The following is a 17,457-nucleotide window of genomic DNA, read 5'->3' on the forward strand; positions in this document are numbered from 1 at the left end:
TCTCGCCGGATACGGTCGTAAGCGACATCGAGCCGGGGCGTGGTGCGTGCACGGACCCGGCCGGGGCAGGTGGGTCGTCGGGGGTAGCAGCGGACCGGCGATCTTCGAACCGGGGCGCGAGGGCCGCGTACCGGGTCGCGTTCGGCGCGGCGTACCAGATGGAGGCAGGATCACACCCATGGCTAATCCTTTCGTCAAGGGCTGGAAGTACCTGATGGCGCTTTTCAACTCGAAGATCGATGAGAAGGCCGATCCGAAGGTCCAGATTCAGCAGGCGATCGAGGACGCGCAGCGTCAGCATCAGGCACTCTCGCAGCAGGCGGCCTCCGTTATCGGTAACCAGCGTCAGCTCGAGATGAAGCTCAACCGTCAGCTGGACGAGGTGGAGAAGCTCAACGCGAGTGCCCGCCAGGCCGTCATGATGGCCGACCAGGCCACGGCGGCGGGCGACACCGAGAAGGCGATCCAGTACACGAACGCGGCCGAGGCCTTCGCGGCACAGCTCGTCACCGCCGAGCAGTCCGTCGAGGACCTCAAGGTGCTGCACGACCAGTCGCTCCAGGCCGCCGCGCAGGCCAAGAAGGCCGTCGAGCAGAACGCCATGGCGCTGCAGCAGAAGGTCGCAGAGCGCACGAAGCTGCTCAGCCAGCTCGAGCAGGCCAAGATGCAGGAGCGCGTGAGCGAGTCGCTGCGTTCGATGGATTCGACCCTCGCAGCTCCGGGCACCACTCCGAGCCTCGATGCCGTCCGCGAGAAGATCGAGCGTCGCTACGCCAACGCTCTCGGTTCGGCCGAGCTCGCCCAGAACTCGGTGCAGGGCCGCATGCTCGAGGTTCAGCAGGCCACCGTCCAGATGGCCGGTCACAGCCGACTCGAGCAGATCCGGGCGTCGATGAAGGGCGAGGCGCTTCCGGGCACCCCCGCCAACCCTGCCGTCGACACGCGCAAAGAGCCCCCGAACGCTGCCGGTACCACCGGCCGCTGATCCGCACGCCTCGGAACTGATCCGCCGTGAACGTCTCCGGAGACGACCGGACCGGGAACATCCCCGGTTCGGTCGTCTCTGCGTTCCGCGATGCCACCGGCAACGCGATGGAGGCCGCGCGCCGCTGGCGCGATCCCGCCGCCCGCTTGCGGCGTAAGAAGCGTCGCGCGCGTCGGCGTGCCAGTTTCTTCGGTGCCGGCTCGGGCACCACGGCGATCGGCACCGCGACCCTGGCCGTCGCGTCGGCTCCCGAATGGACGCTCGTCGCGGCCGGGGGAGCGACGGCGGCTCTCGCAGTGCCTGCCGTCCTCGCCGTCCGTACCTTCCGTCGCCTCGATGCGGTGCCGCTGCCCCCACCGCCGCCGCGCCGCCGGTCGCTGCCACCGGCCGGTTCGGTCGCCCGCGCCCCGATGGAACGCCTCGCGGCGAACGAGGAGAGCCTGCGGCGCCTGCTCGGTGTGCTCGTGCGGTCGAACTCCGTGGCCCCCGACGACCTCACCGAGATCGACGACGCGGCCCGCGCAGCCGCATCCGCACTCGATGCCGTCGTCGAGGACGTCGTTGCCCTCGAATCCGCCGCGCAGGGCAGTGCGGCCGCCAAGACCCATCTGTCCGCGGCCATCGTCGACGCGGGCGAGCGTCTCGGGACGGGTGTCGACCAGTTCGAGGAACTCGTCGCCGCCGCAGCACGCCTCGCCGCGACCGCCGAGGGTAACCGGTCGCTGGCGATGCTCGACCAGCGACGCGCCGAACTGATCGCCACGTCCGACAAACTCGAGAGCTGGGCGCAGTCCTGGCGCGAGTTGGGGCAGATCGAGCAGCGTTACCACCCCTGAGGGGTGGAACACCCCCATCATCGACACCGCGAGCCGAACACGTCGGTCGTCGACACCTCTCAGTCGTCGACACCGCGAGCGGCGAGGGCCTCGCCCATCGCCTCCGCGGTGCGGAGGGCTCCCACCACCACCGGAACCACCAGCGCCCGCAACGAGAATCCGAGACCGCGCGCCTTGCGTGCCTCGGTCACGCGGGTGACCACGGTGCCGATCAGCGGGATCGCGCGGACGGTCATCACCAGCACGAGTCCCACCCGGTCGGGATCGACCCCGACGCGCGCGAGGGGACGGGCCGCCCGCACGATCGCGTCGAGCATGTCGGTGGTCCGCGTCGTGAGGGTCACCAGGGCGGCCAGGGCGACCGCCACGAGCAGCGACCCGCAGATCACCACCGCCCGTTCCCACCCCGCCACGAGCACCTGGAACGCTGCAATGATCGCCAGCATCCACACCAGCGGCCGCAGCTGCACAACCGCCAGACGCGGAGGTATGCGCGCGGCCGCATACGCGAGCACGGCCAAGGCCAGGGCGGGAAGCACCTGCCAGGGTTGCCGGATCCACATGGTCAGCGCAAGGATCAGTGCTGCGACCGCGAGCAGCTTCGCTCCCGCCGGAAGCCGGTGCAGGACGGAGCGTCCGGGATGGTAGAGGCCGAAGGTGTTCACCCGATCAGATTCCGGTAGAACGCGAGCGCGGACGCCGGTTCGTCGTCGGCGACGACCCGCCCCGAGTCGACCACCAGCACACGATCGAAGTCCACGAGGAGTTCGAGATTGTGGGTCACCGCGATCACCTGCTGCGGAAGGCTCGCGAAGGTGCGCGCGATGAGCTTCGTATTGCGCAGGTCGAGCAGGGTCGTCGGTTCGTCCGCGACGAGCACCGCCGGGTCGGTCACCATGATCGCGGCGAGCGCGAGCAACTGCTTCTGGCCGCCCGAGAGCAGGTGGCTGGGGTGGTCGTGATGCCCCGCGAGCCCGAAGTCGGCGAGGACCTGCCGTACCCGGGCTTCGCGCTCCTCTTTGCCGAGTCCGCTGCGTCTCAGCGAGAAGGCGACGTCCTCGGCGACCGTCGGCATGACGATCTGATGGTCCGGGTCGGTGAAGACGAATCCGACCTTCTTGCGGACCTCCCGGCCCTTGCGCGCCGTGTCGAGGCCGTCGACGGTCACCGAGCCGGACGACGGGACGAGCAGGCCGTTGATCATGCGCGCCATCGTCGACTTGCCGCTGCCGTTCGCTCCGACGATGCCGACGCGTCGTTCGGTGAGGACCACGTCGACCCCGTCGAGGACGGTGCGGTCGCCGTAGGCGTGCCGCACCTCCCGGAATCGGATCTCGCTCATCGACGGTCGGACGGCGTCAGTGCGCGGGATCCGCAGCGGGGCGGTGCGCGATGCGCGGTGCCGCCAGTGCGGGATAGGCGCGATGCACCTGGGCGGCGACCGCTGCGGCGACGACCGCCTTGGCCAGATCGCCCGGCAGGAAGGTGACGTTGGCCGCGGCGGCGGCCCACACCGTGAGATCCGTGCGCAGGACCATGCCTGCGATACCGAAGGCGTAGAGGACGACGATGCCACCGAGGACGTTGACGGCCACACCGGGCAACGTGCGGTATCGCGGCAGCATCTTCATGCTCAGCCAGCCGATCACGGCGACGGCAGGGATCCAGCCGATGAGGAAGCCCACCGTGGGACCTGCCAGCGAGGTGAGGGTCGTGCGCCCGCCGGCGAGTACGGGCAGCGCCAGCCCCAGCACGATCACGGTGAGCACCGACAGGACACCTTTGCGTGCGCCGAGCAGTGCACCCGCGAGCATCACGCCCAAGGTCTGCAGCGTGATGGGCACGCCGGACGATCCGATACTGATCTGACCGGGCAGTCCCAGGGCGATGATCAGGGCGGCGAAGACGGCGATCTGCGCGAGGTCGCGCGCGGGGATACGGGGGGACGAGGACACGGTTACTCAGCCTTCTGGTATGGACGGCGAACCCGTAGAGCCTAAGCCGTACCGGCGTGCCGCGGGTCACCGACCCGTCTCCGGGTGCCCGTGGGCCACACCGGGGTGCGCCTCCGGGTGTCCCCTGATCTTTCCCTGATATCTGCGCTGACCTGCTGTTTTTCATTGCTCGAGCTGTCAGGATCGAAGCGTACCGAGCAAATGGAGTCCGACTCGGAAGAGGTCGGCATCGAGGGTGGGAGTACCCAATGTTCTGGAAGATCGTAGGAATCGTCGCGGTGGTGTGGGTCGGTCTCGCCGTCCTCGGCGCCCTGCTCGACAACCTGTTCGGCTTTCTCGTACTCGGCGCCGTGATCTTCGGCGGATACCTGCTGTACAAGGCAGTATCGGGAGGTGACAAGCACGACCTGACACGTCTGTAGACGAAGGGGGCAGCTGTGGAGGCGGTACCGGAGAACTGGCAACGCGGACTCGTCGTCGTCGCCCACCCGGACGACATCGAATACGGCGCGGCGGCGGCGATCGCGCGGTGGACCCGACAGGGCAAGGAGATTTCCTACGTTCTGGCCACCAGTGGCGAGGCGGGCATCGCCGGTCTGCCGCCCGAGAAGAGCGGGCCGGTGCGGGAATCGGAGCAGCGCGAGTCCGCGCGGATCGTCGGAGTGGATACCGTCGAGTTCCTCGGGCACCCGGATGGTCGACTCGTCCCGAGTCTCGATCTCCGTCGCGACATCGCTTCCGCCATCCGACGTCATCGTCCTGAGATGGTGGTCACGCTCGCGTTCGGGCTGTCGCCCCGGCCCGGCTGGGTCAACAGTGCCGACCATCGGGCGCTCGGGATCAGCGTCCTCGACGCCGTCTCCGATGCCGCGAACGAATGGATCTTCCCGGAACTCACCGAACGCGGTCTGGAACCGTGGCACGGCGTGCGATGGGCTGCCGTGTGTCCGGGTTCGCCTCCGACCCACGCGGTGGACGTGACCGATACGGTCGAACTGGCAGTCGAGTCCCTCGCGGCGCACCGTCTGTACCTGCAGGCTCTCGACGACAGGCCGGTGGAGGCACAAGCGCGCGAACAGGTGGAGCGCGCATCGGCGCCGCTGCCGGGATTCGCTGCCGAGCGCGCCTCCGGGTTCGAGTTGTACACCTTCGCGGGATAGGAAGCGTCCCGCCGTCGGTGGCCTGTGGCAGGCTGTGCGCGTGCGAGTGGCGGTGGTGGCCGGGCCCGATGCGGGTCATGCGATTCCGGCGATCGCGTTGTCGCTGCGGCTCGCGGATGCCGGGCACGACGCGGTCGTCCTCACGGGCGAACGATGGCTCGGCCTCGAGCTGCCCGGTGTGACGTTCGCTGAGTTGAAGGGGCTGGCGCCCCGGCTCGGGGACGACGACGGCGACGCGGGGGCGAAGATCCACGCCCGCGCCGCCCATATCGCGAGCGAGATGCTCCCGGATCTCGGAGCCCTGCTACCGGACCTCGTCGTGGCGGACGTGCTCACCGCCGGCGGAGGGATGGCCGCCGAGCGCCTGGGGATCCCGTGGGTCGAGCTCTCGCCGCACCCGTTGTACCTGCCGTCGCGCGGGCTCCCGCCGATCGGCAGCGGTCTCGATGTGGGCAGGGGCGTGCGGGGCCGGTTGAGGGACGCCGCGTTGCGAGCGATGACCGCGAGATCGCTGCGGCAGGGGGAGCGCGAGCGTTCTGACGCACGCGTCGGGATCGGTCTGCCGGCGCGCGATCCCGGGCCCCGGGCCCGGCTGATCGCCACCCTGCCGGCACTCGAGGTGCCACGTCCCGACTGGCCCGGGCACGCGCACGTCGTCGGTCCGCTGCTGTGGGAACCCACCGTGGAGATCCTCGATCCGCCGCCAGGGGACGGACCTCTCGTGATGGTCGCGCCGTCGACCGCGGTCACCGGCGTGACCGGGATGGTCGAGACGGTCTGCGACGCACTCGACGGGGCCGGGATGCGGGTCGCCGCGACGATGCTCGACCCTCCGCCGCAGTCGCTCCCCAGCTGGGCCGTCTCGGGTCGCGGCAGGCAGGACGTCCTGCTCCGGCAGGCCGATGTCGTCGTGTGCGGGGGTGGGCACGGGATGCTCGCCAAGACGCTGAGTGCGGGGGTTCCGGCGGTGATCGTTCCCGGGGGCGGCGACCAGTGGGAGCTGGCGAACCGCGCCGCACGGCAGGGGAGTGCGGTGGTGGTGCGTCCGCTCGACGCGGATGCGGTCCGCTCCGCGATCGACACCGTGCTGTCGTCGCCGGACTTCGCCGCCGCGGCTCGTGCGGCCGCGGACGGTGCCGGCGACGTGGAGGATCCGGTCGCGGTGTGCGAGGCCGCAGCGGACTGACTGTCGCGCCACACCGCGCGCGACTACCGTGGTCGGGGTGCGGTTGACGGAGTTCTACGAGGTGGTCCGGGACGAGTTCGGACAGATGCACGGCGATGCCCTGCTGCGCGATCACGTGCTGCTTTCGCTCGGTGGACGGACGGCGGCCGAGGCGATCGAGGCGGGACAGGAGCCCCGGGAGGTATGGCGCGCTCTCTGCGACGAGTTCGACGTCCCACCCGTGCGGCGGTAGCCGCGGAGCCGGTCGGGGCTGCTCCCGACCGGAATCGGTGCAGGAGTAGATGCCGGAATCGATTTTCTGTCCGACCGGGATGAGACCATTCCTGGCGTACACGAAGCGACCGGATTTCGAACACGTGTTCGGCTATGCTGGGAACGCCGGGTGGGTTGTCCACAGGTGGTGATTCCATCCACAGATACGGCGTTTCCGCGGTCGCGACAGCGAACTTGTCGGTGCCGGGTTCTAACGTCGTCGACAACAAGGACGAGATTCTATTAAGGGGACCAAGATGGCAGCACAGGCTCACGACCGCGAGAAGGCGCTCGAGCTCGCCCTCGCGCAGATCGACAAGAGCTTCGGTAAGGGCTCGGTGATGCGCCTGGGCGAGGACGTCCGTCCGCCCATCGCAGTCATTCCCACCGGGTCGATCGCACTCGACGTGGCTCTCGGTATCGGCGGCCTGCCGCGCGGGCGCGTCATCGAGATCTACGGCCCGGAATCCTCGGGTAAGACGACGGTGGCCCTCCACGCGGTCGCCAACGCGCAGGCCGCCGGCGGCATCGCGGCGTTCATCGACGCCGAGCACGCCCTCGATCCGGACTACGCGCGCAAGCTCGGTGTCGACACCGACGCCCTGCTCGTGTCCCAACCCGACACCGGTGAGCAGGCCCTCGAGATCGCCGACATGCTCATCCGCTCGGGTGCGCTCGACATCATCGTCATCGACTCGGTCGCGGCGCTCGTGCCCCGCGCCGAGATCGAGGGCGAGATGGGCGACAGCCACGTCGGTCTCCAGGCCCGCCTGATGAGCCAGGCACTGCGCAAGATGACCGGTGCGCTCAACAACTCCGGCACCACCGCGATCTTCATCAACCAGCTGCGCGAGAAGATCGGCGTGATGTTCGGCTCGCCCGAGACCACCACGGGCGGTAAGGCGCTGAAGTTCTACGCCTCCGTGCGTCTGGACGTGCGCCGGATCGAGACGCTCAAGGACGGCGGCGACGCGGTGGGCAACCGCACCCGCGTAAAGGTCGTCAAGAACAAGGTCTCGCCTCCGTTCAAGCAGGCCGAGTTCGACATCCTGTACGGCCAGGGCATCTCGAAGGAGGGCTCGCTCATCGACATGGGTGTCGAGCAGGGCTTCATCCGCAAGTCCGGCTCCTGGTACACCTACGAGGGCGACCAGCTGGGGCAGGGCAAGGAGAACGCCCGCAAGTTCCTGCTCGAGAACACCGATGTGCGCGACGAGATCGAGAAGAAGATCAAGGAGAAGCTCGGCATCGGTGCCGTTCTCACCGATCCGAGTGATGTCGAGGAGCCGGTCGACTTCTAGTCACCGCCCACGGCCCCACGGCCCCACGGGGGCACGGACGCACGTCGTCCGTGCCCCCGTGGCGTATCCGCACCCGGCCGCGCTGTCGGTGCGTCCGGCTACTGTGCGCGTCATGGACGACTCCGAGGAACGACGCCCCGACGCTCGGCGCGAACGACGCGGACGGCGGCGCTCGGCTCGCACCGAGCAGGAACTGCCCGGCGGCGGCACCGAAGCGCAGGCCAAGGACGTCTGTCTCCGTCTGCTGACCGATCGGGCACGCAGCCGATCCGAGCTCGCGACGAAGCTCGAGCAGAAGGGGTTCGCGTCCGACGTCGCCGAACGTGCCCTCGACCGTCTCACCGAGGTCGGGTTGATCGACGACGCGGATTTCGCCAACCAGTGGGCACGTTCACGGCATCTGCACGCGGGGAAGGGTAAGCGCGCGATCGCACTCGAACTGCGCCGCAAGGGAATCGACGCCGACGACGCGGCGGCTGCCCTCGAACAGATCGACACCGCCGACGAACGGGAACGGGCGGTCGAACTGGTCCGCAAGAAGCTCCGCACCCAGCCGCCGCTGCCCACCGAAGGGGATCGGCGCGAGATCGCGGCCGAACGCGACAAGTTGGTGCGGCGGCTGGTCGGGATGCTGGCCCGGCGCGGCTACGCGCAGGGGATGGCGTTCGATGTCGTGCGGGAAGAACTCGCGACGTTCGGTGCCGACGCGAGCGACCTCCCACACGACTGAGCCCGACTGCGAAACGCCTGGGCTCGACTGCGAACTTCGCAACCGCAGTGCTGCTGTTACTTGCGGCCCTCGCCGCTCAGGTCCAGGCCTGGCACCGACATCGTGGGCATCGTCTGCGGCTCTTCGGCCGCCATAGCACCCTTCTTCCGCTTCCCGGATCGCAGACGCTTCTCGAGCCAGATCGCGAACTGTGTCAGCGCACTGTTGAGGATGATCATGATCGCCGCGACCACCAGCAGCGACGGCAGGTAGTTCTGGAAGAACGCGCCGAGCTGCTGGCCGGAACGCACCACTTCGACATAGCCGATGAGGTAGCCGAGCGCGGAGTCCTTGAGCGCGATCACCATCTGCGACACGATCGCCGGGAGCATGACCGTCACGGCCTGCGGCAGCAGGATCAGTCGCATGAGCTGGTTCTTCCGCATACCGATCGCGTAGGCGGCCTCGCTCTGACCACGCGGAAGCGATCGGATGCCCGCGCGCACGATCTCGGCGATGACCGAGCCGTTGTACAGGGTCAGGCCGGTGATGACCGCCGCGAGCGCGAGATATCCGGACTTGAAGACGCGGTACTCGGCGAACACCTGGTAAGCGAAGATCATCAGGATCAGCACCGGGACGGCGCGGAACAACTCGACGATCGTGCCGGCGATCCAGCGGACCCACCGGTGGTCGGACAGACGCGCGATACCCAGGACCGTGCCGAGCACGAGTGCTAGCACGATCGACGCGACGGCCGCGATGATCGTGCCGCGGATACCGGGCAGCAGATAGGTGGTCCAGCTGGACGATTCGACGAACGGCTCCCACTTGGCGGCCGTCAGCTGTCCGTTGGCGTCGAGCGCGCGGTAGACGATCCAGCCGACCAAGACGAGGAGCGCGACCACGACCACCGACAGGATCCGGTAGAGCGCCTTGGCGCGGGGCCCGGGTGCGTCGTAGAGAACGGTTCCGTGTGCACTCATCGGGCGACCTCGTATCGCTTGCTGAGCCGGCCGAAGAGCAGGCCGGTGGGAAGGGTGAGGATGACGAATCCGAGCGCGAAGATGCCACCGACGACGAAGATGGCCGCTTCGTTCTCGATCATCGTCTTCATCAGCAGCGAGGCCTCGGACACGCCGATGACGGAGGCGATCGTCGAGTTCTTGGTCAACGCGATGAGCACCGAACCGAGCGGGGCGATGACCGCGCGGAAAGCCTGGGGGAGGACGATCAGGCGCAGATTCTGGCTGAAGGTCAGACCCAGCGAGCGGCCGGCCTCCGACTGTCCGAGCGAGACCGTGTTGATGCCCGAGCGGAGCGACTCGCACACGAAGGCCGCCGTGTAGACGCTCAGGCCGAGCACAGCGAGTCGGAAGTTGTTGTCCACCAGGAAGGTCGGCGACGACTCGGAGGCCAGCTTGATGCCGAGCGTCTGGGACAGACCGAACAGGCAAAAGATGATGATGAGGGTCAGCGGGGTGTTCCGGAAGATCGTCACGTAGGCGGCGCCGACGGCACGCGCCACCGGGATGGGGGACACGCGCATCGCGGCGAGGATCGTTCCGAGGATCAGTGCACCGATCGCCGAGATGACGGTCAACTGGATCGTGGTCCAGAACGCGTCGAGTAGCTGGCTGCTGTACTTGCTCAACAGATCCACAGGTCACTCCGGGATCGAGGGGACGGGTGGGAGTCCGGAACGGTCCGGCCGGTCCGTGGGATTACGGACCGGCCGCACCGCCGGACGTGACGGGTGGTACCCGTACTCGGTGACGATCGACACTCAGTAGCGATCGACGCTCGGCTGCTCCGGGAGCTCGTAGCCCGAGGCGCCGACCGTCTCCTGGAATGCGGCCTCCCACGCACCGCTGGCGATCATCTCCTCGATCGCGTCGTTGATCGCATTGCGCGACTCGTCGTCGCCCTTGGCGAGACCGATGCCGTAGCGCTCGGTGGTGAACGGCTCACCGACGACCTTGAAGTCGCCCGGGCTCTGCGCGGCGTAGCCGGCGAGGATGATGTCGTCGGTGGTCACCGCGTCGACCGCGCCGTTGCGCAGCGCCTCGACACACAGCGAGTAGGTGTCGAACTCCTGGAGCTGGACGTCCTGCGCGTAGTTGTCCTTCACGTTCTGGGCCGGGGTCGAACCCGCCACCGAGCACAGGCGCTTGCCGCCGTTGAGCGAGTCGGGTCCGGTGATCTCGGTGTCGTCCGCGCGCACGAGGAGCGACTGGCCCGCGATGAAGTACGGGCCGGCGAAGTCCACCTTCTCCTTGCGGGAATCGGTGATCGAGTAGGTCGCGACGATGTAGTCGACCTCACCGTTCTGGATGAGGGTCTCGCGCTGGGCGGACGGAGCTTCCTTGAATTCGATGTTCTCCTCGGACACACCGAGCTGACCGGCGACATACTTGGCGACCTCGACGTCGAACCCGCTGAACGAACCGTCCGGGTTGCGCAGGCCCAGGCCCGGCTGGTCGAACTTGATACCGACCGTCAGGGTGCCGTTCTCCGCGGACTGCGAGACACTGCGCGTCTCGTCGCCACCGCACGCCGTGGCGACCACTGCCACGGCGACGGCGCCGATGCCCAGGCGGATGGAGCGGGACAATTTCATCGAATACCTCCGGTGCGGTTCGGAACTACGTCCGACGGACCGGGTGGCCCGTCGGTGCGGGAATCAGGTCAGTGACTGAGGATCTTGCCGAGGAAGTCCTTGGCGCGATCGGATTTCGGTGCGGTGAAGAAGGTCTCGGGATCGGTGTCCTCGACGATGCGACCGTCGGCCATGAACAGAACGCGGTCGCCGGCCTTGCGGGCGAATCCCATCTCGTGGGTGACCACGACCATCGTCATGCCCTCTTTCGCGAGGGAGGTCATCACGTCGAGGACCTCCTGGACCATCTCGGGGTCGAGGGCGGAGGTGGGCTCGTCGAACAGCATGACCTTGGGATTCATCGCGAGCGCGCGTGCGATCGCCACGCGCTGCTGCTGGCCGCCCGACAGCTGCGCCGGGTATTTGTCGGCCTGATTGGCGATCCCGACCCGGTCGAGCAGCTGCATCGCCGACTCGCGGACCTTGTCCTTCTTGATCCTGCGCACCTTGAGGGGGCCGAGCATGACGTTCTCGAGGATCGTCTTGTGGGCGAAGAGGTTGAACGATTGGAACACCATGCCGACGTCCGAACGAAGGCGGGCGAGTGCCTTGCCCTCCTCCGGCAGCAGGGTGCCGTCGACATGGATCTCTCCCGAATCGATCGGTTCGAGCCGGTTGATGGTGCGGCAGAGGGTCGATTTGCCCGAACCCGACGGGCCGACGACGATGACGACCTGTCCTCGCGGAATCTCGAGGTTGATGTCCTGCAGTACGTGCAGGGATCCGAAATGCTTGTTCACCCCGTTCATGGAGATCATGGACGAGCTGGTGTCCGACTTCTCGGACGGACGATCCGTTCCGGCGGCCGCTGATGTCATATCTGCAGACCCTATGCCGTCCGACGCCCGAGACTTCGCATTTCGGGACACCTTCGACACGCGCGTCACGGGATTTTTACTGCACGAGCAGTATCGGATACCTCGACGGGGCCCGCGCCGCCGGCGCGAGGAAAGGGGACCCGCCGAGGTGAGATACCCTGAGACGTGTCACTGATCGACGAAGAAGCCCCCCGTACCGGTGCCCGGACCTACGAGGTCCGCACCTACGGCTGTCAGATGAACGTACACGACTCCGAGCGTCTGTCGGGGTTGTTGGAGGACGCCGGCTTCACCAAGGCCGCGCCCGGCGCGTCACCAGATCTGGTGGTCTTCAACACCTGCGCGGTGCGGGAGAACGCCGACAACAAGCTGTACGGCAATCTGAGTCATCTGCGTCCGGTCAAGGACGACAACCCCGACATGCAGATCGCCGTCGGAGGCTGCCTCGCCCAGAAGGACCGCGACACGGTCGTGAAGAAGGCGCCCTGGGTCGACGTGGTCTTCGGCACGCACAACATCGGCAATCTCCCCGCACTGCTCGAACGCGCGCGGCACAATCGCCGTGCCGAGGTCGAGATCCTCGACGCCCTCGAGGCGTTCCCCTCGACGCTGCCCGCCAAGCGCGAGTCGTCGTACGCCGGATGGGTGTCGATCTCCGTCGGCTGCAACAACACGTGCACCTTCTGCATCGTGCCGTCGCTGCGCGGCAAGGAGGTCGACCGGCGCCCGGGTGACATCCTCGCCGAGGTGCAGGCGCTCGTCGACGAGGGCGTGCTCGAGGTGACACTGCTCGGCCAGAACGTCAACTCCTACGGCCGGTCCTTCGCCGATCCGGAGCAGCCCCGCGACCGGGGCGCCTTCGCGTCGCTGCTGCGCGCGTGCGGCGACATCGAGGGCCTCGAGCGGGTGCGCTTCACGTCCCCGCATCCGGCGGAATTCACCGACGACGTCATCGACGCGATGGCGCAGACCCCCAACGTGTGCCCGCAACTGCACATGCCGCTGCAGTCCGGCAGCGACCGGATCCTGCGCGCCATGCGCCGCTCGTACCGCAAGGAACGCTTCCTTGGCATCATCGAGCGGGTTCGGGCCGCGATGCCGCACGCCGCGATCACCACCGACATCATCGTCGGTTTCCCCGGTGAGACCGAGGAGGACTTCCAGCAGACCCTCGAGGTCGTCGAGAAGGCGCGTTTCACCAGCGCGTTCACCTTCCAGTACTCGAAGCGTCCCGGCACGCCCGCAGCAGACATCGAGGGTCAGGTCCCCAAGGCCGTAGTGCAGGAGCGCTACAACCGTCTGATCGCGCTGCAGGAACGCATCACCCTCGAGGAGAACCGCAAGCTCGTCGGCACGGAGGTCGAACTGCTCGTCGCGGCGGGGGAGGGTCGCAAGAACGCCGAGACCGCCCGGATGAGCGGGCGTGCCCGCGACGGCCGCCTCGTCCACTTCCGTCCCGAGGGCGCGATCGACACCGCGGTGCGTCCCGGCGACGTCATCACGATCGTCGTCAGCGACGCCGCGCCGCACCACCTCGTCGCGGACACCCCGATCCTCACGCACCGCCGTACACGTGCGGGCGACCACTTCGAACAGGGCCGGTTGCCCAAGACACCGCCGATCGGTGTCGGACTCGGACTGCCGAGCATCGGCGTCCCCGACCCGCTGCCGCCTCAGATGGGATGCAACGCATGACCACCGACAAGCCGCACGATCACCACGCGACGGGTGACGTACGCGCCGAACTCGAAGCCGCCGAACGGAAGGTGGCGAGCGACATCGACCCGGGCGCCCGGGCGATGTTCGTCGCGATCGCCGTCCTGATCCTGCTGGCGACCTTCAGCCTGCCCCACGCCGGATCCGCCAACGGGTGGGAGGTGCTGTCCTTCGCCCCGGACGCGACCACCGAGGAGATCGGTCTGCCGTCGCGGCTGTTCGTCGGCTTCGCAGTGGTCTTCGCCGGGCTGGGCTCGATTCTCGCGCTCGTCACCCGCAAGTGGGCGTTGGCGTGGGTGTCCCTGGCCGGCTCGGCGGTGACCATCGTCTTCGGCATGCTCGCGATCTGGTCGCGCCAGACCCTGCCCGTCGAGTCGTCCGCCGCGGGACCGGGATTCGGTCTCGTGATCGGCTGGTTCGCCGTCATGGTGATCGTCTTCCACTGGGCCCGCGTGGTGTGGGCGCGGACCTCGGCCCAGCTCGAGGCCGAGGCCGAGTTGCGGAAGGTCGCAGCACAGCACGAGCGGCCCCGCCTGATGCGCGACGACCCCGAGGCCTGACGCCTCCGGCACGAACACGACGATCCCCCTCTCCCGGACCGGGAGAGGGGGATCGTCCGTCTCGGATGTCGCGGGGTCAGCGCTCGCCGACGGCACCTTCGGCCGCGTCGGCCCACTCGCGCCACTGCGCGGCCTGGGCGAGAGCCTTCTCGGCCTCCTTCGCCCGGCCGGCGGCGGTCGCCTTGGCGGCCTGCTCCTCGAACTGACGCACCCGCTCACGGAACTGGGCCGCACGCGCGAGGGCCTCGGGATCGGTGCGGCGCCACTCGGAATCCGCGGCCTCGCGCACCTTCTTCTCGATGGCCCGCAGACGGCCTTCGAGATCGTGCATGCGCTCGCGCGGCACCTTGCCGATCGCCTCCCACTGGCCCTGCAGCTCGCGCAGGCGCGCCCGGGCACCTTCGAGATCGGCCGACGGGTCGATCGAGGAGGCCACCTCGAGCAGGGCCTCCTTCGCGCGGGCATTCTCCTCGAACTCGGCGTCGCGCTCGGCGTTCGCGGCGTTGCGTGCGGCGAAGAAGACGTCCTGGGCGCCCTTGAACCGCTTCCACAGCTGGTCGTCGGCGTCCTTCGGTGCCCGTCCGGCCGCCTTCCACTCGGCGAGCAGGTCGCGGAAGGCCGCGGCGGTGGCACCCCAGTCGGTGGAGTTCTGCAGCTCCTCCGCCCGGGCGACGAGTTCTTCCTTGCGGCTCTTCGCCGCGGCGCGCTCGCGGTCGAGTTCGGCGAAGTGGGCTCCGCGACGCCGGTTGAACGCCTCGCGTGCCTTCGAATAGCGACGCCACAACACGTCGTCGACCTTCCGGTCGACCCCGCGGATGGTCTTCCACTCCTCGAGGATCTCGCGCAGCCGGTCGCCCGCGGCCTTCCATTGGGTGGATTCGGCGGCGATCGTCTCGGACTCGGCCGCGAGGGCCTCCTTGCGGGCCGTGCTCTCGGCGCGCCGACGCTCCTTTTCCTGCTTGGCGAGAGCCGCAGCCTCCTCGGAGTGCTCGATGATCGCGGTGAGCCGGGCGGCGAGCGCATCGAGATCACCGATGACGGCGGCGGTCGGCAGCGACTCGGCCAGTGCCTCGGCGGCCGCGCGCGTCTTCTTCACGTCGGCGGTGCCGGAGGTCAACCGGGTCTCGAGGATCGCCACCTCGGTGACGAGATCGTCGTAACGGCGTCCGAAGTGCGCGAGGCCCTCGGCGGCGTCGCCTGCCTGCCACGATCCGATGCACCGCTCGCCCTCGCTCGTGCGGACCCATGCGGTGCCGTCCTCGTCGACGCGTCCGAACCGACTCGGATCGCTCGCGGGCACCGCCGGGACGTGGGGGTGCGTCTGGGCCGCGACGGGATGCGGCTTCGGGGGTGCTGCGGTGGAACTGCCGTTCTCTCGGCCCGCGGGGCCGGGCGTCGCAGCATGGGCTCGGGGTGTGGCGGGACCGGGACGCGGGGTCCGCTCCTGCGTCGACTCGCCGGTTCGGTCCTGTGCGTTCGGGTCGCTCATCGATACCTCATCTCTGCCGCGCGGCACGGCTGCCTGGTCGCATGGGTCTACCGCCGGTCGATCCCGGGGCTCCGCGATCGTGTCCGCTCACTATTGAAACAGGTCGTGTCCATGCAGGGCGCCGGGTCCGGTGGACTACGGTTGCCGATGTGTTGACCGCCGCGGCGTTCGTGCCGTCCCCACCGCTGCTCGTCCCCGAGCTCACCGGTCTCGCCGTCTCCGAGACCGACGATCTGCGCGAGGCGGTTCTCGAGGTCGGTCGCAGCCTGTCCGGTGCCGCGGAATGGGTGGTCGTGGGAGCCGAGACGGCCGAACAGACCGTTCCTTCCACCGCGCGCGGAACCTTCCTCGGGTTCGGTGTCGACGTCACGGTGCAGCTCGGTCCTGAGGCCGCCGGTGAACCCGATCCCGCGCTCGCGTTGACCGCGCTGGTGGCCGGCTGGATCCGCGACCGCACGGCACCCGGTACCCACGTGACGACCCACGTGGTGGCCGCCGACGCCGACGCCGCCCACTGCGCCGATCTCGGCCGCGACCTGCGTGCGCAGCTCGACCGCGACGATCTGCCGCGAGCACTGCTCGTCGTCGCGGACGGAGCGACGACCCTCACCGCCAAGGCGCCCGGCGCCTACGATCCGCGCTCGGAGGAGGTCGAGGCGGCCCTGGCCGCAGCGCTCGGCGCCGGCGACACGGAGGTGCTCACGGCGCTCGACCCCGACCTGTGTTCGGACATCAAGCTGACCGGCCGCGCTGCCTGGCACGTCCTGGCGGCCACCCTCGGAGCGCGCCCGCGCTCGGCGTCCGTCACCTACTCCGCCGCGCCCTACGGCGTGGGCTACCACGTGGGGATCTGGACACCGTGAGCGCAGAAAGCACCGGTCCCGCCGACACGCTCGTACCGATCGCGGTGGTGGGCCCCACCGCCACGGGCAAGTCCGATCTCGGACTGGACCTCGCCGAAGCGCTCGGCGGCGAGATCGTCAACATCGACGCGATGCAGCAGTACCGCGGGATGGACATCGGGACGGCCAAGCTGGCACCGGACGAGCGTCGCGGGATCCCGCACCATCAACTCGACGTCCTCGACGTCACCGAGACCGCGACGGTCGCCCGCTACCAGCAGGCCGCGATCGCCGACGTCGAGGCGATCCTCGGCCGCGGCCGCCTCCCGATCGTCGTCGGCGGATCGATGATGTACGTGCAGGCACTGCTCGACGAATGGCAGTTCCCGGCGACGGATCCGCAGGTCCGTGCCAAGTGGGAGGCGGTGCTCGAGACCGAGGGGCCCGCCGCGGTCCACCGGGCGCTGCAGAGCGCCGATCCCGCCGCCGCGGCGACGATCCTGCCCACCGACGGCCGCCGCATGGTCCGCGCGCTCGAGGTCGTCGAGCTGACCGGGCAACCGTTCGCGGCGTCGCAGCCGACGATCGGTGAGCCCCGCTGGGGCACCGTGATCCTGGGCGTCGACCGCGACACCGCCGAACTCGACGACCGCATCGCGCGGCGCACCGACCTGATGTTCGAACGCGGCCTCGTCGACGAGGTGCACGGACTCCTCGAAGTCGGGCTGCGCGAGGGCGTCACCGCACGTCGCGCGATCGGCTACGCACAGGTGCTCGCGTACATCGCCGGGGAGTACGACCTCGACCACGCACGCGAGCGGACGTTCATCGGGACCCGGCGCTACGTGCGACGGCAACGCTCGTGGTTCCGACGCGACCCGCGCATCCACTGGCTCGACGGCGCCGACCCCCACCTGCTCGACGTCGCGTTGCGGGCCGTCCGGGACGCACGCACATCACCGGCCTCACCAGCCCGATAAGGTAGCGCG

General features: G+C 68.8%; 20 protein-coding genes. 12 read left to right on the forward strand and 8 right to left on the reverse strand.

All coding sequences use genetic code 11. The annotated features are described in order from the left end of the window. Positions 1 to 178 precede the first annotated feature (178 nt). The gene (pspA, locus tag BO226_RS06195; protein WP_006551283.1) at positions 179 to 985 is read left to right on the forward strand and encodes a phage shock protein PspA; all 807 of its coding nucleotides are present in this window, start codon (positions 179 to 181) and stop codon (positions 983 to 985) included. Between the two features lie 26 nt (positions 986 to 1,011). Beyond that, positions 1,012 to 1,821, forward strand: a complete 810-nt coding sequence (pspM, locus tag BO226_RS06200) for a phage shock envelope stress response protein PspM (protein WP_006551284.1) — start codon at positions 1,012 to 1,014, stop codon at positions 1,819 to 1,821. Positions 1,822 to 1,880: 59 nt separating this feature from the next. Here pspM and BO226_RS06205 read toward each other — a convergent pair whose 3' ends face one another. Genes BO226_RS06205 through BO226_RS06215 form a run of 3 tightly spaced genes read right to left on the reverse strand, consistent with a single transcriptional unit; the run spans position 1,881 to position 3,776 of the window. Next, positions 1,881 to 2,486: a CbiQ family ECF transporter T component gene (locus BO226_RS06205; RefSeq protein ID WP_071934820.1), complete on the reverse strand. Its 606-nt coding sequence runs from the start codon at positions 2,484 to 2,486 to the stop codon at positions 1,881 to 1,883. Beyond that, a complete protein-coding gene (locus BO226_RS06210) occupies positions 2,483 to 3,163 on the reverse strand; it encodes an energy-coupling factor ABC transporter ATP-binding protein (protein ID WP_064256239.1) in 681 nt (226 codons plus the stop codon). The genes BO226_RS06205 and BO226_RS06210 overlap by 4 nt, the downstream gene beginning before the upstream one ends. A 16-nt stretch (positions 3,164 to 3,179) precedes the next feature. Next, positions 3,180 to 3,776 (reverse strand): biotin transporter BioY, encoded by a 597-nt coding sequence (locus BO226_RS06215; protein WP_006551286.1) that lies wholly within the window; start codon positions 3,774 to 3,776, stop codon positions 3,180 to 3,182. A 248-nt stretch (positions 3,777 to 4,024) separates the two neighbouring features. Here BO226_RS06215 and BO226_RS27615 point away from each other — a divergent pair, with 248 nt between their 5' ends. From BO226_RS27615 to recX, 6 genes are all read left to right on the forward strand, one after another. Then, entirely contained in the window at positions 4,025 to 4,198 is a 174-nt protein-coding gene (locus BO226_RS27615; RefSeq protein ID WP_006551287.1) for a hypothetical protein, read from the forward strand. A 15-nt stretch (positions 4,199 to 4,213) separates the two neighbouring features. After that, positions 4,214 to 4,936 carry a PIG-L deacetylase family protein gene (locus BO226_RS06220; protein ID WP_006551288.1) on the forward strand — a complete coding sequence of 241 codons (723 nt, stop codon included), beginning with the start codon at positions 4,214 to 4,216 and terminating at the stop codon, positions 4,934 to 4,936. 40 nt (positions 4,937 to 4,976) lie between these two features. Then, complete coding sequence (locus tag BO226_RS06225) at positions 4,977 to 6,122, forward strand: glycosyltransferase (protein WP_198040613.1); 1,146 nt, start codon at positions 4,977 to 4,979, stop codon at positions 6,120 to 6,122. Positions 6,123 to 6,159: 37 nt separating this feature from the next. Continuing rightward, complete coding sequence (locus tag BO226_RS06230) at positions 6,160 to 6,354, forward strand: DUF3046 domain-containing protein (RefSeq protein WP_006551291.1); 195 nt, start codon at positions 6,160 to 6,162, stop codon at positions 6,352 to 6,354. A 277-nt stretch (positions 6,355 to 6,631) separates the two neighbouring features. Then, the gene (gene recA / locus BO226_RS06235) at positions 6,632 to 7,675 is read left to right on the forward strand and encodes a recombinase RecA (protein WP_006551292.1); all 1,044 of its coding nucleotides are present in this window, start codon (positions 6,632 to 6,634) and stop codon (positions 7,673 to 7,675) included. A 112-nt stretch (positions 7,676 to 7,787) separates the two neighbouring features. Beyond that, positions 7,788 to 8,405 carry a recombination regulator RecX gene (gene recX, locus BO226_RS06240; RefSeq protein ID WP_033096537.1) on the forward strand — a complete coding sequence of 206 codons (618 nt, stop codon included), beginning with the start codon at positions 7,788 to 7,790 and terminating at the stop codon, positions 8,403 to 8,405. A 56-nt stretch (positions 8,406 to 8,461) separates the two neighbouring features. On the opposite strand, the gene BO226_RS06245 is transcribed toward recX, so the two are convergent. The 4 genes from BO226_RS06245 to BO226_RS06260 form a co-directional block, all read right to left on the reverse strand. Next, positions 8,462 to 9,370, reverse strand: coding sequence for an amino acid ABC transporter permease (locus BO226_RS06245; RefSeq protein ID WP_071934822.1), 909 nt, complete (start codon positions 9,368 to 9,370; stop codon positions 8,462 to 8,464). Next, positions 9,367 to 10,047 carry an amino acid ABC transporter permease gene (locus BO226_RS06250; RefSeq protein WP_006551296.1) on the reverse strand — a complete coding sequence of 227 codons (681 nt, stop codon included), beginning with the start codon at positions 10,045 to 10,047 and terminating at the stop codon, positions 9,367 to 9,369. Before BO226_RS06250 ends, BO226_RS06245 begins: the two co-directional genes overlap by 4 nt. Before the next feature lie 123 nt (positions 10,048 to 10,170). Next, complete coding sequence (locus BO226_RS06255; RefSeq protein ID WP_006551297.1) at positions 10,171 to 11,004, reverse strand: glutamate ABC transporter substrate-binding protein; 834 nt, start codon at positions 11,002 to 11,004, stop codon at positions 10,171 to 10,173. A gap of 68 nt (positions 11,005 to 11,072) precedes the next feature. Then, complete coding sequence (locus BO226_RS06260) at positions 11,073 to 11,801, reverse strand: amino acid ABC transporter ATP-binding protein (RefSeq protein ID WP_006551298.1); 729 nt, start codon at positions 11,799 to 11,801, stop codon at positions 11,073 to 11,075. Positions 11,802 to 12,098: 297 nt separating this feature from the next. Here BO226_RS06260 and miaB point away from each other — a divergent pair, with 297 nt between their 5' ends. After that, complete coding sequence (gene miaB / locus BO226_RS06265; protein ID WP_232238064.1) at positions 12,099 to 13,556, forward strand: tRNA (N6-isopentenyl adenosine(37)-C2)-methylthiotransferase MiaB; 1,458 nt, start codon at positions 12,099 to 12,101, stop codon at positions 13,554 to 13,556. Beyond that, positions 13,544 to 14,137 (forward strand): Rv2732c family membrane protein, encoded by a 594-nt coding sequence (locus BO226_RS06270; RefSeq protein ID WP_016692697.1) that lies wholly within the window; start codon positions 13,544 to 13,546, stop codon positions 14,135 to 14,137. Before miaB ends, BO226_RS06270 begins: the two co-directional genes overlap by 13 nt. A gap of 76 nt (positions 14,138 to 14,213) precedes the next feature. Here the strand turns inward: BO226_RS06270 and BO226_RS06275 are convergent, their stop codons facing one another. After that, positions 14,214 to 15,626 (reverse strand): DUF349 domain-containing protein, encoded by a 1,413-nt coding sequence (locus BO226_RS06275; protein WP_071934824.1) that lies wholly within the window; start codon positions 15,624 to 15,626, stop codon positions 14,214 to 14,216. Positions 15,627 to 15,775: 149 nt separating this feature from the next. On the opposite strand from BO226_RS06275, the gene BO226_RS06280 reads away from it, so the two are divergent. Both BO226_RS06280 and miaA read left to right on the forward strand, forming a co-directional pair. Beyond that, on the forward strand, positions 15,776 to 16,489 hold the full coding sequence (locus BO226_RS06280) for a hypothetical protein (RefSeq protein WP_071934825.1): 714 nt from the start codon (positions 15,776 to 15,778) through the stop codon (positions 16,487 to 16,489). Next, complete coding sequence (miaA, locus tag BO226_RS06285) at positions 16,486 to 17,448, forward strand: tRNA (adenosine(37)-N6)-dimethylallyltransferase MiaA (RefSeq protein WP_071934826.1); 963 nt, start codon at positions 16,486 to 16,488, stop codon at positions 17,446 to 17,448. The genes BO226_RS06280 and miaA overlap by 4 nt, the downstream gene beginning before the upstream one ends. Positions 17,449 to 17,457 lie beyond the last annotated feature (9 nt).

Source organism: Rhodococcus sp. 2G, from assembly GCF_001886355.1.
GTDB classification, from domain to species: domain Bacteria; phylum Actinomycetota; class Actinomycetes; order Mycobacteriales; family Mycobacteriaceae; genus Rhodococcus; species Rhodococcus pyridinivorans.

Bases quoted from the DNA above. Each gene is read 5' to 3' on its own strand.
- recA (WP_006551292.1), top strand. From the start codon at position 6,632: ATGGCAGCACAGGCTCACGACCGCGAGAAGGCGCTCGAGCTCGCCCTC.
- pspA (WP_006551283.1), top strand. From the start codon at position 179: ATGGCTAATCCTTTCGTCAAGGGCTGGAAGTACCTGATGGCGCTTTTC.
- BO226_RS06210 (WP_064256239.1), bottom strand. From the start codon at position 3,163: ATGAGCGAGATCCGATTCCGGGAGGTGCGGCACGCCTACGGCGACCGC.
- BO226_RS06275 (WP_071934824.1), bottom strand. From the start codon at position 15,626: ATGAGCGACCCGAACGCACAGGACCGAACCGGCGAGTCGACGCAGGAG.
- miaB (WP_232238064.1), top strand. From the start codon at position 12,099: ATGAACGTACACGACTCCGAGCGTCTGTCGGGGTTGTTGGAGGACGCC.
- BO226_RS06255 (WP_006551297.1), bottom strand. From the start codon at position 11,004: ATGAAATTGTCCCGCTCCATCCGCCTGGGCATCGGCGCCGTCGCCGTG.
- recX (WP_033096537.1), top strand. From the start codon at position 7,788: ATGGACGACTCCGAGGAACGACGCCCCGACGCTCGGCGCGAACGACGC.
- BO226_RS06270 (WP_016692697.1), top strand. From the start codon at position 13,544: ATGCAACGCATGACCACCGACAAGCCGCACGATCACCACGCGACGGGT.
- BO226_RS06260 (WP_006551298.1), bottom strand. From the start codon at position 11,801: ATGATCTCCATGAACGGGGTGAACAAGCATTTCGGATCCCTGCACGTA.
- BO226_RS27615 (WP_006551287.1), top strand. From the start codon at position 4,025: ATGTTCTGGAAGATCGTAGGAATCGTCGCGGTGGTGTGGGTCGGTCTC.
- BO226_RS06245 (WP_071934822.1), bottom strand. From the start codon at position 9,370: ATGAGTGCACACGGAACCGTTCTCTACGACGCACCCGGGCCCCGCGCC.